The organism is Eisenbergiella massiliensis (genome assembly GCF_003435485.1).
This window is the reverse complement of the sequence record NZ_QVLV01000002.1, coordinates 486,100-501,156: the sequence shown is the minus strand read 5'-3', so window position 1 is coordinate 501,156 and position 15,057 is coordinate 486,100. Positions and strand designations below refer to the sequence as shown.

Below are 15,057 nucleotides of genomic sequence, written 5' to 3'. Positions count from 1 at the left end.
TTATAATGGTACAGGATAACAGAAAATAAAAGCCGTACCGCTTCCTCAGGGAGGCGGGGAAGGCTGAAAATCAGGAGGCATATAGATGACATTTACGTACCCGGCAGTTTTTACCCCCAAAAAGGAGGGAGCAGGCTATTACGTGGCATTTCCGGATCTGGAAGGCTGTGAGGCACAGGGACCGGATCTGGAGGATGCGATAGATAATGCTGCTGATGCAGCATATAACTGGATCTGTGCGGAAATGGAAGAGGAAGAATGCGAACTTCCCCCGCAGACGCACGAGGATGATATTGAACTGAAGGAAGGGGAATTCGTGAGAAGGATTCTGGTGAGAATCAAGCTGCTTCCCGACAATGACTGATAAAAGACCGGCTGCCCCATTGATATGCCCCTTGTCTGCCTGACAAGGGGCATATCACATGAGGCGCCGGTTATTTTTCTGCCCTGCTATTTAAAAATATGGATGGTGCCGTTGTCGTTCAGGTGACGCAGCAGGGAAAGACTGATTGGAAAGCCGAACAGGCCCACAACGCCCAGCAGCTGGACCCCTGCAAACATACTTGCCAGCGTTACCACCGGGTGAAGCCCGATCTGGCTGCCGACGATTTTGGGCTCGATGATATTCCGGATGACCGTTATAAACAGATAGACAATAAGCAGTCCCAAAGACAGGGAATAATTGCCGGTCAGCGCGGAAATGACCATCCAGGGAATCATGATTCCCCCTGTCCCAAGAACCGGAAGGACGTCAAATACCGAAATCAGGAAAGCAATCAATATCGAATTTTTCACACCAATCACAGTCAGCCCAAGAGAAAGCTCCACGAAGGTAATTGACATGATCAAAGCGTAGGAACGGATGCATACAAAAAGGGTTCCCACTACATATTCTTTTACCTGCATAAAAATTTTCTGCGTTTTTCCGCCCAGCTGTTTCAGAAAGAAACCGGTGAGAAGCTCGTAATCCGCGGCAATAAAAAATGTGGAAATAATCATAAGCAGCAGCTTGATGAAAAGTCCCGGCAAGGAGGAGGCAATTCCGGAGATGGTTCCCATGGCGCCAACGGACAGGCCGGATACCATCTGCCCTAACGACTGTGTAAACTGGTTAAAAAGATCTTCCAGGGTAGAAACCAGGGAGGGATCCATTTTTTGCAGAGCCTGCTCCAGATTCCCGAAAATCCCCATTAATACCGGTTCCACATGCCGGGCGTAAATCTGCGGCAGATTCAGCACCAGATCCCTCGTTGAGGAAAAGGCGCGGATGCCCACAAGGGAAAGCAGCAAGCCTATGGTGGAATAAAAAATAAGTACCAGCAGGATCGCCGTTGGTTTCTGGGGAATATGAAGCTTACGGGATAAAAATAAAACAGGTTTTCTTAATAAATAGGCCAGAATAAAAGCAATTACAAAGGGAGCCAGCAGGGGCAGCCCATATTTCAGGACGACAAATGCTGCGCACAAAAGAAGTGCATAGTAGAGAAAATTAATGAGGAAAGCTTTCTTTTTTTCCATTTTTATCATCGGCAGGGCCGTCATGCGCCCTGCCTTGTCCTTTCTATAATCAGTTTACCCGGTATTTAAACGGTTATCTGAGTCTATTCAAAAATCATGACCGACAGACCGGCTTTTTTTGCCGGAAATACAAAAAAAGCACAGCCCCTGCCATAATGGGCAGAGGTTATGCATGTTTTATGGGAACTGCGTTAAAATCCTGTGTATCAAGCCGCGGGGGAGCGGCTGGCCTGGTTGTCATTCGATAATTTTTCTCCCGGGGTACCATTTTTATTCATTGTAAAGGATATGTAAAGGGGTGGCAAGATGAAAAGGGAATTTTTTACACAGATTTAACACAGGAGCTTCCTGTTCCCACTCCATAGGGGAGAAATTGATTATTGGAAAAAGCATAAATCTATATTATATGGAATTAATTTTTTTTGTGGTCAGTTTAAAACATACATTTGTTATCTGCCGGCAGTTTGTGATAAAAGGGCGGCGTAGAAATCGGCTTCCTATTTACCGGATTTCTAAAATCCCCTGAAATACTGAAAAAACAGGCCTTTTATTCGGCCTGTTTACAAATAGCTGGAATTATTAATTCAAATATATACTGAATACCGTAAAAACGCTTTCGTAAATTCTATCCTTATGCGAAAATGAATATAAGTTTAAAACTGGTATTTCGTGGCAATTTAAACTCGACACTGGAATTTATTGTAAGACAAGTTTTATATTTTGTCAATTAATGAGTATAAAATAATACTTAAATGTCATTTTTTGCGTTTCTTATTTATAATACAGGTAACAGTATGCCTGTATAAAGACTAAATAAAAATGATATACAGACAATCCGGGGACCCAAATTGCCATAGATACCTTTTTGATTTATAAGCCGTCAAATTTTTCGTCAGATTCTGGGAGGACATTATGGCAAGAAAAGGAGAGAACATTTATAAAAGGAAGGATGGACGATGGGAAGGAAGGTATGGTGCGGGAAGGCTCCCGGACGGAAGAGCCAGATACCGTTCGGTTTACGGGAAAACCTACAGGGAAGTGAAGGAAAAGCTTCTTATTAAAAAGAGAGATGCCTGCCTGGCAGGCGGAAAAGAAAACATGCTGCCGCCGGGGCTTACGATCCGGGAATCCGTCCGCCTGTGGATGGAGGAGAATCAGATGAAATGGAAGGAATCCACATTAGCTACCTACCGTTCCATTGCGGAGAAACATATCCTGCCAGTCATCGGCAGACAGGCAGTTTCCGGTTTTGATGAGGAAGCCTGGCGCGCTTATTTTGAAGGCCTGCGTGGACAGGCCTGCGCAGCGCAGGAAAAAAAGCTGTCCGAAACCTATCTTCATCAGATTTTCATCCTGCTCAGCCAGATTTTTCATTTCCTGGGGAAAAAATTCCGCTGCAACAGACCGGAGCTGCCCTCGGTTACCTCCCCGGCTAAAGCACAGATTCCGCAGCCGCCGGAGGGGCGCGAACTTAAAAAACTGGAGGAACACCTTATAAAAAGCGCACAGGAAGGAGAGCTGACCAGCCTGGGGGTGCTGCTGTCGGGCTGCAGCGGAATCCGGATTGGCGAGCTTTGCGCACTGCAGTGGAAAGACATTGATTTAGAAAAAGAAAGCATCATAGTACGTAAAACGATGCAGAGAATACGTACTTTTTCCTCCGCAGACGAAGCTGGCATGACGGGAAAGACCGGAACCAGGGTGATTATAACCGCGCCCAAATCCAGGAATTCCATCCGGGAGATTCCTCTGCCGGGATTCCTTGTGGAACTGCTGAAAACCGCCAGGAAAAGCGGCCAAATATCTGAGGAAGGCTATGTACTGAAGGGGATAAGGAAGGAATATACAGAGCCGCGCACGCTGCAGTACCGTTTTCAGGCAATCCTGAAAAAACTGGGGATCCCAGGCTTCAATTTCCATATGCTACGCCATATTTTTGCCACAAACTGTATTTCCCAGGGATTTGACATGAAGACGCTGAGTGAGCTGCTGGGACATTCCAATGTGGGCACGACTATGCGTATTTATGTGCACTCGGATATGGAACGGAAAAAAATGCTGATGTCAGGATATAAAATGGCGGCCTGAAGAACCGCTTCCGGTACAGATTGAATGGAACCTTTACGGAAGTTTTTTTGTCATGCCTGTTTTTCCAGACGTATCCGGCCATAAAAGATAAAAAGGCCGGAATTCCGTATCATCAGGCAGACAGGTTTTCAGAAGCCGTCAAAAAAATGGTCAACAATTCAACAGAAGTGTAGAAAACAGCTCCGGCGGTTCTTTTTCGCAAAAGGATAGATTTTGCGAAAATAAACTGCCGGAACTGTTTTTTTTGATCAGAGGTTCCCGCAATAGACGCCTTATAAGCCAATAATAGAATATAACGATTGTACACCAGAAAAAAGAACGCCGGAAGGTGGGAAACAATGGAAAAAGATACGTATGACAGAAAAGCGGCTGGAAAGCGGATCCGTGAGAAACGCAGACAGCTGGGAATCACAATGAAGGAAGCCGCGGAACAGCTGGGACGTGTGCCTACTTATTATGCGGACATTGAAAGGGGAAACTGCGGGATGTCGGTGGAAACGATGATCGCAATTTCCAGACTGTACCATATGTCCCTGGATTACCTGATTCTTGGGAAAGAAGATGATGACAGGGCGGTCAAAGACAGGGAAATAAACCGGACAGAAGAATCTGAGGCGGTATATCAACTGCTGAATAGTGTTTCGAAGCGGGAGCGGATGTATGCGGCGAAGGTGCTGCGGACTTTTTTGATTGCGTGCAGTGATGTGGGGTTGAAGGAAGAAGAGCAGCCTGCGGACGGCGATGGGCAGTTGGAGGAAATGAAAAACGGATAGAGACAGGAAACGGGATGGAATAGTTGGGATGGATGGATTAGAAGATATCCAGGGGTTTATTGATATTCATTGCCATGTTCTGCCGATGGTGGATGATGGGGCGGAAACGATGGAAATGGCGCTGGACATGCTGAGGATTGCTGCGGACGAAGGCATTCGGAAAATGATTCTGACGCCTCACCAAAAGGCGGACAGAAAATGTGTCACTCCGGAAGGAATTATCAGGCGTATGGTTCTGCTTCAGGAAGAGGCGGACAGAAAAGGAATTCCGGTAAAACTGTTTCCGGGAAATGAAATTTTTTACAGGCATGGGCTGGGAGAATTGTTGGAACTGAAAAAAATACGGACACTGGCGGATTCTCATTATGTATTGGTGGAGTTCCTGCCCGGAGAGGACTTCGGATACATACGGGATGCTTTAAACCGGCTTATTTCCTTCGGCTACTGGCCGGTGGTGGCACATGTGGAGAGATACCTGAATGTGGTAAAGAATCTGCAGAAAGCCGAAGAATTGAAAGAGGATACCGGGTGTTATTTTCAGGTAAATGCAGCAAGCGTCATGGGAAATCATGGATTTGGAGAAAAAGCGGTTGCGAGGAAGCTGTTAAAGCAGGGAACCGTTGATTTTATAGGGACTGACGCCCACCGAAGTGAAGGCAGGCGGAGCCCCCGCCTGAGAGAATGCGCAGGATGGATACAGAAAAGGCTTGGGAAGGATTATGCAGATAAGCTTTTGATTGGGAACCCGCAGGCGGTACTGGAGGACAGGGTGATTTAGCGCAGAGAGAAAATGCAGGTAGGAAATATAGATAGAAAGTACAGATAGAAAATACAGATGGAAAGTACAAATAGAAAATACGGATAGATACTGTAAATTGATTATGCAGACAGGTCAAATGTTAATCACAGTCAATGGATATTAAACTTTATCAGATAAGAAACAGGATGGGAGAAAGCAAGGGATGGAAGAGAATACAATACGCCAGACGGATGAAATTGAGATTGATTTATGGGAAATCTGTCTGGTGCTGATACATAATCTGGCATTGATTATTTCTGTGGGAATCATGGTGGCACTGGGCGCTTTTCTGTTTACGCAGCTGCTGGTGACACCTACTTATGAATCCACTACTAAGATATATATATTGAATAAACAGGAAAATGCTTCGGTTACTTATTCGGATATCCAGTTGGGCACGCAGCTGACGAAGGACTATGCGGAGCTGATTCAGAGCCGGTTTGTTTTAGAAGAAGTGGTACAGGGGATGGGGCTTGATCTGACGTATGAGCAGATGAAGGAAAAGGTTTCGGTTACTACGCCGACGGATACCCGTATTCTGGCGATTACAGTGAAAGATTCCGACCCGGTAATGGCGATGAAAATGGCCAATGCGATCCGGGAGGCTGCCGCGGTACATATCATGAATGTGATGGACATCCAGGCGGTGAATGTGGCGGAGACAGCAAATATGCCGATGAAAAAGTCGAGCCCCAGTGTATTGAAAAATACATTTATTGGCGGGTTGCTTGGGGTATTTCTGATAATTGCAGTTGTGCTGGTCCGTTACCTGATGGATGACACGGTGAAAACCCCGGAGGATGTGGAGAAATATCTGCAGCTTTCTACCCTGGCAGTAATTCCTCTAAATGAAGGGGAAAGCGAAGGAAAAAAGAAAAAGAAGAAAGTAAAAAGAAGCTAGAAGGTTAGCTGGAACAAAGATGATTTAGAAAAAGGCGGGCAGAAACGAGGATGAGTTTTTTCTGCTGTTATCATACGCGGCTTGTAAATGTAAGAAAAAGAAGAAGGCGGAGAAAGAATGCAGACGGTAAATTTTAATGCAATAGAGAAACTGGATTTCCGGACGAAGGAAAGCTATAAGACACTGCGGACGAACCTGGAATTTTCCGGCAGGGACAGGAAGGTGATTTCTGTTACCAGCTGTACGCCGAATGAAGGAAAGACCAGCGTCTCCTTTCAGCTGGCATTGTCGGTTGCGGAAGGCGGCAAGAGGGTGGTCCTTGTGGATGCAGACTTGAGAAAATCAGTGCTGAAGGGAAGATATAAGACGAATGCTTCCAGGTACGGACTATCTCATTATTTAAGCGGGCAGGCCTCGATTCAGGATATTACATGCAGGACAAATATTGAGAATTTCTTTGTTATTTTTTCCGGTCCGGTGCCGCCTAACCCCAGTGAACTGTTGGGGAACGATGCATTTCGTCTGTTGCTGGAATATCTGCGGAATGAATATGATTATGTGATTGTAGATACGCCGCCGCTGGGAAGCGTAATTGACGGGGCGGTTGCCGCACAGTATTGCGATGGAACGGTAGTTGTGATTGAAAGCGGCGCCATCAGCTATAAGTTTGCGCAGAAGGTGAAGGAGCAGCTGGAGAAGGTGGACTGCCGGATCCTGGGAGTGATACTGAATAAGGTGAATATGAGCGGCAAAGGGTATTATGGCGCTTACTATGGAAAATATTATGGGAAGTATTATGGAAAGTATTACGGAGGGAATGAGGAAGGCGGACTGCATTCTGCAGTAGTGCAGAAGGGGCTGAAACCGGCAAAGGCCGGACAGAAGCAGGATGAGAATGGCGCTGGTTTGAAAGGGCACGAAGGCAGGGCTGCGGCAAAGGCTGACGGAAATGTGAAACTGGCTGTCGGAGATTCCGGGGAGGAACAAGCGGAAGGCCTGTATGAAGAAGATGACATGATACAGCTGGATGTGGATATCGTACAGTTGGAGGAAGCTGAAATAGAAATGCTGGAAGAACCGGAGGAAGCAGGAGGGGAGAAAAAATGGAAATAAAAAAACTGGCAATTGGAATAGGGATTGTGGATGCTGTCCTTCTTGTTGTATGCCTGTTCCTGTATCTGGGGAAGGACAGAACGCCGCCAGTGATATCCTTTGGCGATAGTACGGCGGTCTATGAAGACGGGATGGACGAGAGTCTCCTGCTGCAGGAAGTAACAGCGATGGATGACAGAGACGGAGATGTGAGCAATAGCCTGATGGTGGAAAAGGTAGCTGGAACAAACGGAAAAGAAGTGATCGTAACGTTTGTAGCACTGGATCAATCCAATAATGTGGGCAAGGCATCGAAGGTGTTTGCGGTTGCTTCAGGATCTGCTGCTGCGTCCGATGGGGACGAAATGCAGACGGACGATGGAAATGGAATGAGTCAGAATGAGACGGAATCAGGTACGGTAATGGGAGATGATTCGGCGGAGGATAACAGCTCTGAGGATGGCGGGGCTGCGGATAACCGTGATGCCAAAGATACACAGCAGGATGGAAATGCCGGGGATGAAAACGGCGGGAAAGAAAATACCGGAGACGTTAACCGGGAAGAAGGAAATGGAAATGCAGAACAGTCGGGTCCTGCCCCTGTGCTGGTGATGAATTCTGATGAGATTATTACTAAAAAAGGAACTGCACCGAACTGGAATACGGTAATAGAGACGATGTCGGACGATAAAGATGATTATAATACGCTTTATAATAACCTGAAGCTGGAAGGACATGTGGATTTGAGCAGGCCTGGGGAATATCCGGTGATATTGTATACGGTGGATTCGGATGGGAACAGGTCAGAGATGAGAGAATTGGTTGTAAAGGTGGAATAGAAAAAATAGGAAAGAGGATGCGGGTGGGATGCAGTAGGCCGGCTGGGAATACAGCTGGAAAAAGGCTAAATAAAGGTCCAAGAAAGGCGGGGAATAAATGAGAAAAAGCATATACAAAATGGTGCCGTTAATTGTCCTGTTCGTATTATTGCTTTGCGGATGCGGAGAGAGTGAAAACAGCGGTGGAAGCACTCTTCCATTCCCCAATTACAGTACAGTCCTGGAGCAAAATGAAGATACATCAGCATATGCGTGGGCTGGAGAAGCCGTTATCCCAGCCAGGATATACTTTGACAATACGGGAAGTATGGAAGGATTTACATTTGATGAAAATTTCGGACGCAGTCCGGATCCCTCTTATTTAGCCCTGATAAGGTGCCTGCGTGATATGAGCAGACTACAGGATGCAGTCTATTATACGATAGACAGATATCAGCAGCGGTGGGTGGAATATGAAGGAAGTGTTTATCAGGATTTTGCTTCGGACGGCTTCCATGTAGGATGGAATGAAACCGAAGCGGGGCCGCTTACAAGCCTCTTTTTCGAAGGTGGGTTGGACGCAGGATACGTTAATGTCATTCTTACGGATTTAGCGGAGCAGAACCTCAACAATACAAAGCTTGCACAGCAGATACAGAAGCTTTGTGAGGAAGAAGACTGTGCGGCGGAATTGTTTGTGTTCTCTTTTGAATTCCATGGGAATACCCAGGTACCGAATCCGGATCAGATTTCCAATATGCTGGATGAGCGGGTGGATGGCAAAAGACCATATTATATGCTTATTACGGGACCAAAGCAGTATGTAGCTAAATACAGGACGGAGCTGACGGAGCTGCTTGCCGGACAGCAACTGACTGAGGGAAAGGATTATTTTACTGCCACAAGCAGACTGTCTGTAAATGAGGTCAAGGCAGATGTAACGGATGTCGTATTTGAGCCTTTTGCTGATTATGAGGAAATGAAAGAATTGTATTCAGGGAAGGGCAAAACGAGTGGCGGCGGAAAGAAATACGGAGGAAAAAACAACGCGGAAGACTTGAGTACTGAAGAAACTTTGCAGGCAGAGTCAACAAATACCAGACCTTCAAAAAACCTGATTCCCTATAACAATGTATCCCAGCTGTTTGAAGGAACACTCCCTACCCAAATAGCGGCGTTCCAATACCGGAAGGCAGAAGGCGTCCCTGAAAAAATGGGGGATTGGGAGCTGAATTTCTACGTTCCGCTGAGCGATGGAAAGAACCCGAATATCACTTACACCTGTGATTATCGGATATACAGACTTTCCGGGGAAAATGAAGACAGCACACAGGAAATCGAAACAGAGGAAGGAATGAAGCAGAAAGAGGAGAAACTGAGGGAATGGGTTGCAGACGGTAATTCCAGAGTGGAGATTATGCAGGAAATTACGGAAGAATATGAGGGTGCTATGCCTGAATATCCAACAGCTGTCTTCTTTTCCTGTAAGGATAAACCGACAGAAAAAGGGCATAGCCCCAGAGAAAAGGAAATATTGATAATTTTCAAGATAATGAAAGAGGAACGGGTGCCTTATGAAAGGCCGGAATGGCTTTCCAGGTTTGACACGTCAAGCTCAGATGAGCCGGATGATTATTTCCAACATACCTACAACCTGATAGGTTTCTATGACATCCTGTTTGGCTACCGGAACAAACGAATGGAAGATGACACGCTCCGCTTTGTATCTTCGTATGCGGAAATACCTGTATTAATTACGGATCTGAAAGAATAGGAGGGCATCAAAAATGAAGAAATATCTGTTCGGAAGTGGAACGATAGCAGCGGGAATTGGGGCTTCAGCCTTGATAAGCGGCATCCTTTTATCAATGGATCTTGCCATGTTTAACCCGGATAACAGAGGGAGCCTGATGATGCAGTTGTTCCTGATCCCCCTCATAGTACTGTGGGGCAGCTATACATTATGGTATTGGACACAGGCGAAAAAGCGAACAAGAGATATGAAAAATTACAGTACGAGCCTTGTTCTGCTGATAACAGTGATAATCGCAGACGCCGCTCTTGCTTTCGGGCTGGTGCAGCTGCAGGGATTTCTGGATGAAGCCTGGGGACATGTCATCCTTAATGTACTGATTACCGGGGCTGCATTCTGTATTTCCCTGGAAAAATTCAGACCCTGGTAGGAGGAGGTATACGATGAGAAAGGTATTTGTGGCGATGTTCGGGGGAACACCCTCAAGAGGAGAAATCTGTTTATATCTGAACTGTGCGGCGGGTATATATCAGGATTGTGAAATCAGATGCTACCCTATTGATAAGGATACGAGAAGTGCCAATTATGTGGACAGCAGAACCTTCTGTGAAATGTACAATGATTTTCGGAAGGTTATGGAAGGCGGAGAAATGGCGGCAACAGCTGTTTCCAGGGTGGAAGATCTCTTCGAAGATATGCTGGAACAGGCGGGAATACGTGCACAGGATGAGTCCATCCGCTATGTCATGGCTATGGAAAAGGAGCTAAATGATAAAGACAGGGAATTGCTGGATATTTGTCTGACAAAAGAAGAACAGAACAGAAACCTGGAAGGTGGGTATTATGGCAAGGCCAATTTGGGGGCAGTGACCAGTGATCTGCTGATATATAAGGGTATTTATAAGATGATCAGTATGGTAAAGGATGTAGAAAAGGAGCTGGATGCAGGAAACGAGGTGGATTTTATTATTTCGTGTACCTCCTTTGGTGGAACCGGAGCCAGCCTCGGTGTGAATTTCGGGGAATTTTTGGCAGAGGAATACCAAAACAGAAGGAATAATCTGCGGATCCACTGTATCCATGTACAACCCTATTTTTCTTTTCCGGATCCTGAAAGTGATGATCAGAACCAGATTAATTACCATAAATTCTATGCTAAATCAGCTACAGTAACGATTGTGCTTGGGGATGAAAAGAAGCTGATAAAAAGTGGAAAAGAACAGGCTCCAGTGTTTGACAGCTTCTATTATTTGGGACAGGAGGTTCTGGATCGTGTTTCTGATGTAAATGCGGCAAAAGACAGGCAAAAGAATAAACTGCACATAATAGATATGCTGGTTGCGCTTGCTGTTAATGACATCCTGAAAAAAAGTAATGAAAATAATTACAATCTTTTCGGATATCAGTATTCTCATGAAGGAACAGAATTTATTTCATGGGAACACATGCCCCAGGGAATTGGATTCAAGGAAAAGCATGTAAGATTTATGCGGTTTTCCTCATTTTTGCTGGCATGTCTGGAACCACTGTTCCGTCCTGAATTTGAAGGCTATGTAAGAGAAGCGCTGATTATCCATCTGTATGGCCAGAAAGGACTTTTTTATAATGCGAAGGCAAATGTGATTGAAGAAATTGATACGCAGCTTCGTGAAACCGTCCTGTGCTGCTGCGGCTTCTGCAGAAAATATATGGAATATTGGTTAGAACTTGAGGATACTACCAAATATGGACAGGAAGAAAACAGCGTCACCCGGTTTTTTAATAAAGACGCAATCAAGTATATTCTGGAGTGTGGTAAAGATGGATATGTAACAGTACGGCAACGGATGGATCCTGATGAACTGACAGAGGTAGAAGAGTATGCCAATTATCCAAAAAAGAAAAAGGGACTTGATATTTATGACAGCCTGCTGAACCGGAAAAGCCTGCATAAGATTGCAGAAAAAGGAAAGTCCGGCAGTGAAATTGCCAGGGAATTGCTCTTGTGCATCTATGATTTGTGCAAAGTCGGAGAGGAGGAACAGGGATGAAGATTATTGCTGCAGTGCCATTTCCCTTAGAAAGCGGAGGGGAAATTATTCCGGCCAATGAACCGGGATTTCACAACATAATCAAGTCGCTGGGGGAACTGGGGCAGATGACAGCCAGAGAGCATGCGGAGACAGCCGGGCTGGATGCCATCTCTTCCGGTACGGCACATGTAATAAAGCTTCGCAGCGATATGAAGACTGCCGATGCGAAGGAACGGTATGAAGAAGAACTGTGGCGCAAGGTAATTACTATATTTGCACTGAGCAAATACAGGGCATCGGATATCCGTATAGAAGAAATTAAAGAAAGCGAATGCAGCCCTCTAGTATGGTATATTTTCGGGCGCAGGCTGGCGGGGAATACCGAATGCAGTGACAGGCTGTTCCTTCTGCAGCTGGAGGGTAAGAATATCGCCATTTTTGATAAGGATGGCTTTTTATTGCCCATGGCAGAATTCCCCGTGCAGATAGAAGAGGATATGGGAGAGGACTGCATACAGAGACTTCAGGATTATGAAAAGGATATTCTTTATACCTACTTAACCCGTATTGAGGAAGATGCGATTGAATATAAATATTATATTGTCCGCTTCTGTACTGCGCTGAAAGAGCAGGGGGCCAAACTGCTTCCGGAGGATAGCTACAGAACTCACCCTGAATCGGACAATGTAAGGAAAGCGGTCTTTGGTGAAAAGAATACGGGAAAGAAATTTTTTGAACTGCCGGTTCTTGCAGTTGAGCTTCCGGCCATATTCAATTCCACGCTTTTGTTTGCATCGACAAAAGTTAAGTCCATTTCAGGTGTGGGTGAAGGAAAAGAATTTGGAAAAGAAAATGTGTTTTCATTCCAATTGATACTGAAGGATGATCCATTTTATTTTTCCGGATTTTTGCCGTTATCCGAAAAAATGGTAGATTTTCTTGATAAAACACCGAATGTGTATATGACGGGAGTGGATATAGACGCAAGTCACTTTGGAGCAAAGAAAAATCTGGTTATCACTTTCCAACTTAAAGTTGAAAATGAATTTATTAAAGTAACCAGGTGTTACCGGAAGGAAACTTTGATTTATGCATCGGGAGTACCCATAATAACAGCCTTTCCCTATGTGAAATTGCCTGTAGAGTATTGGAAAAAGTACTATATGGCGCTCCTGAAATGTAAAGATGATGAAGAAGAAGAAACAGCCCTGCAGGAATTTCTGAAGGATTTCCTTCAGATAAGAGGCAGCATGATTGATATGGCGGATGACGACATCTACCGTTCCAATGTATTGACAAGCCAGGAGAAATTTAAAAAAGAATGGTATTATGCCGCCTACGACAGACTTCCATCTTTTGTGAAACTCTGCAGGACGGATTTCAGCCTCCCCGATGCTGTAAGAAATCCCAGAAAGAAAAGTGAATATCTGGGAGCTATCTGCGTAGGCACGCCATCTTTGACGGAAACCGATTTTTCAAAGACATATCGGTGGGCTCTGGATATGGGAACCCGTAATACGATTGTTGCTTATAAGGATATTAATGGTAAAGATATTAACTATAGATTGGCCAGGAAGGGGCTATATGAGGTACTTCTTTCCGGGACGGAGGGCAGGAGGGACAGTCTGTTTGCAAGGCAGTGTTATGCGCCGGAACGGGAGATCGACAGAGGCTTCCCTACTATGAGCAGGATATATAAACAGGGATTTGGAGAATCTGAAATATACTGCTATGAGCAAGGATGTGCCCTTTTCCCGGATCTGGAATTGCTCAATGAATTTATGGAAGGGAAAAAGCCGCTTCTGGACGACAAGGTGGTAACAGATATTAAGTTCGGAAATGAATATGGCCCGGAAGAAGGAAATCTTTATGAAAAAGCCCTCCAGATATTTCTCTACAACATGCTATGGCTTGGAGCGTTGGAATGTGCCCTCAATGGGGCAGGTAAAATGCAGGTATGTATTTCCTATCCGAGAAGTAATGTATATGAAAGAATTAAGGAGGTGTGGGGTAAGATTACCGATCTTCTGAAAGAATACAGCGGTATTGCCATAGAGAAAACCACCTATTGCTCTGAAGCCGAAGCCAATGCACACTACCTGCAGAAAGCCATGTTGGAGGCACCGGAAAAACAGGTATCAGCCAGCAGTACTTTTGGCATCTGTGATATAGGTGCAGGAACCAGCGATTTTAATCTGTTTATAGGAGAAACGAAGGAAAATCAGCTTCCGAAGAGAATACAGTTTTCCATGCGATATGCGGGAAAGGAAATTCTGGCGGACACGATAGAATTATTCTTTCGTGGAAACAGTGACGGATTCAGGGGACTGTGGGCGATTCCCTCCAAAACCGATGCGGATTATAAAGTATATTCGGATGCAAAGAAACTGATAAACAGGTATGAGGATTTTGAAAAGGATCAGATGGAAAAACCGGACGAAAACGGAGTGGGAGATCTGGGGATACAAGACAGTAAGCGGAATATTATTCAGATGCTTATTGAAAAAGTGGGAATTCAAAAAAATTTGAATGTAAGCACTTCAAATATATATGTAAAATTTGCAGTCATTTTAACCTATAAATATCTGAATCTTTTCCGTGTCTATGGCAGACTGCTTCAGCTGTTTTACAACAGTCGGGGTGGAAACTTCAAGTTGTTTTTATATGGAGGTGGGAAACAGGCGCTTAGAAATATCATAAATCTTCCTCTGGAGCAGTTCCAGAAGACAGCGTTTGGTGTATATGTTACCTGTCTGCTGAGCAAAGAAGCCGGGATCAGTGAAGATTCTATGATTATAGAGGTGGACGGGAAGTATCGGAAGACGGAAGTGGTTGAAGGCATGGTGGAAACAGGAACGCATATATCACCAATAAATAGTGAAGCGCTGGATGACTGTGATAAGATAGATGCTTATTGGCAGGAAACCTGTCATACAGCGGTATTTCCTGCGGCAGCACCGGATCGGACGGAAATTGAAAACCTGATTAGTGAATACCATAATTTTATACAGGAAGTCAAAGGGCAGAGTTTTCTGAGGCTCAGAACCGAAGAAGGAGAAACGCAGGTTTATGATTTGATCTCGGTCGGGGAAAGTGAGGATAAAGCCACGGAAAAGGAAAAGAGTAACAGAACCTTTTTCCGGCAGAGTGCGGAAAATTTGTGGTCGCAAATAAGCCGGGACAAAGACAACCCTAAATGTCTGTGGAATATCCTGTTTGATGTAAAAATGTCCAATTACCTTCTTATGAAGAATTTGTAAGCAGTTATTTCCTGCCGCTTTCAAAAGGCAAAGCATTTGAAAA

12 protein-coding genes are annotated in these 15,057 nt (G+C 45.0%); 11 read left to right on the top strand and 1 reads right to left on the bottom strand.

All coding sequences use genetic code 11. From position 1 onward, the window contains the following. Positions 1-85 precede the first annotated feature (85 nt). Positions 86-364 carry a type II toxin-antitoxin system HicB family antitoxin gene (locus tag DXC51_RS04840; RefSeq protein WP_021636140.1) on the top strand — a complete coding sequence of 93 codons (279 nt, stop codon included), beginning with the start codon at positions 86-88 and terminating at the stop codon, positions 362-364. An 86-nt stretch (positions 365-450) separates the two neighbouring features. Here DXC51_RS04840 and ytvI read toward each other — a convergent pair whose 3' ends face one another. Next, positions 451-1,524: a sporulation integral membrane protein YtvI gene (gene ytvI / locus DXC51_RS04835; protein ID WP_035321797.1), complete on the bottom strand. Its 1,074-nt coding sequence runs from the start codon at positions 1,522-1,524 to the stop codon at positions 451-453. Between the two features lie 906 nt (positions 1,525-2,430). Between ytvI and DXC51_RS04830 the strand changes: the two genes are divergently transcribed. The 10 genes from DXC51_RS04830 to DXC51_RS04785 all read left to right on the top strand — a co-directional run bounded on the left by DXC51_RS04830 (position 2,431) and on the right by DXC51_RS04785 (position 15,014). Beyond that, entirely contained in the window at positions 2,431-3,606 is a 1,176-nt protein-coding gene (locus DXC51_RS04830) for a tyrosine-type recombinase/integrase (RefSeq protein ID WP_117543964.1), read from the top strand. Between the two features lie 338 nt (positions 3,607-3,944). Continuing rightward, the gene (locus tag DXC51_RS04825; protein WP_117543963.1) at positions 3,945-4,379 is read left to right on the top strand and encodes a helix-turn-helix domain-containing protein; all 435 of its coding nucleotides are present in this window, start codon (positions 3,945-3,947) and stop codon (positions 4,377-4,379) included. A gap of 28 nt (positions 4,380-4,407) precedes the next feature. After that, entirely contained in the window at positions 4,408-5,157 is a 750-nt protein-coding gene (locus DXC51_RS04820; RefSeq protein WP_243003124.1) for a CpsB/CapC family capsule biosynthesis tyrosine phosphatase, read from the top strand. A gap of 184 nt (positions 5,158-5,341) precedes the next feature. Next, positions 5,342-6,079 (top strand): YveK family protein, encoded by a 738-nt coding sequence (locus DXC51_RS04815; protein ID WP_117543962.1) that lies wholly within the window; start codon positions 5,342-5,344, stop codon positions 6,077-6,079. A gap of 117 nt (positions 6,080-6,196) precedes the next feature. Further along, complete coding sequence (locus DXC51_RS04810; RefSeq protein ID WP_117543961.1) at positions 6,197-7,192, top strand: polysaccharide biosynthesis tyrosine autokinase; 996 nt, start codon at positions 6,197-6,199, stop codon at positions 7,190-7,192. Continuing rightward, complete coding sequence (locus DXC51_RS04805) at positions 7,183-8,010, top strand: hypothetical protein (protein ID WP_117543960.1); 828 nt, start codon at positions 7,183-7,185, stop codon at positions 8,008-8,010. The genes DXC51_RS04810 and DXC51_RS04805 overlap by 10 nt, the downstream gene beginning before the upstream one ends. Positions 8,011-8,107: 97 nt before the next feature. Further along, positions 8,108-9,763: a hypothetical protein gene (locus DXC51_RS04800; RefSeq protein ID WP_117543959.1), complete on the top strand. Its 1,656-nt coding sequence runs from the start codon at positions 8,108-8,110 to the stop codon at positions 9,761-9,763. 13 nt (positions 9,764-9,776) lie between these two features. Further along, positions 9,777-10,172, top strand: a complete 396-nt coding sequence (locus DXC51_RS04795) for a hypothetical protein (RefSeq protein ID WP_117543958.1) — start codon at positions 9,777-9,779, stop codon at positions 10,170-10,172. Between the two features lie 13 nt (positions 10,173-10,185). Further along, positions 10,186-11,772 (top strand): hypothetical protein, encoded by a 1,587-nt coding sequence (locus DXC51_RS04790; protein WP_117543957.1) that lies wholly within the window; start codon positions 10,186-10,188, stop codon positions 11,770-11,772. Beyond that, entirely contained in the window at positions 11,769-15,014 is a 3,246-nt protein-coding gene (locus tag DXC51_RS04785) for a hypothetical protein (protein ID WP_117543956.1), read from the top strand. Before DXC51_RS04790 ends, DXC51_RS04785 begins: the two co-directional genes overlap by 4 nt. Positions 15,015-15,057 lie beyond the last annotated feature (43 nt).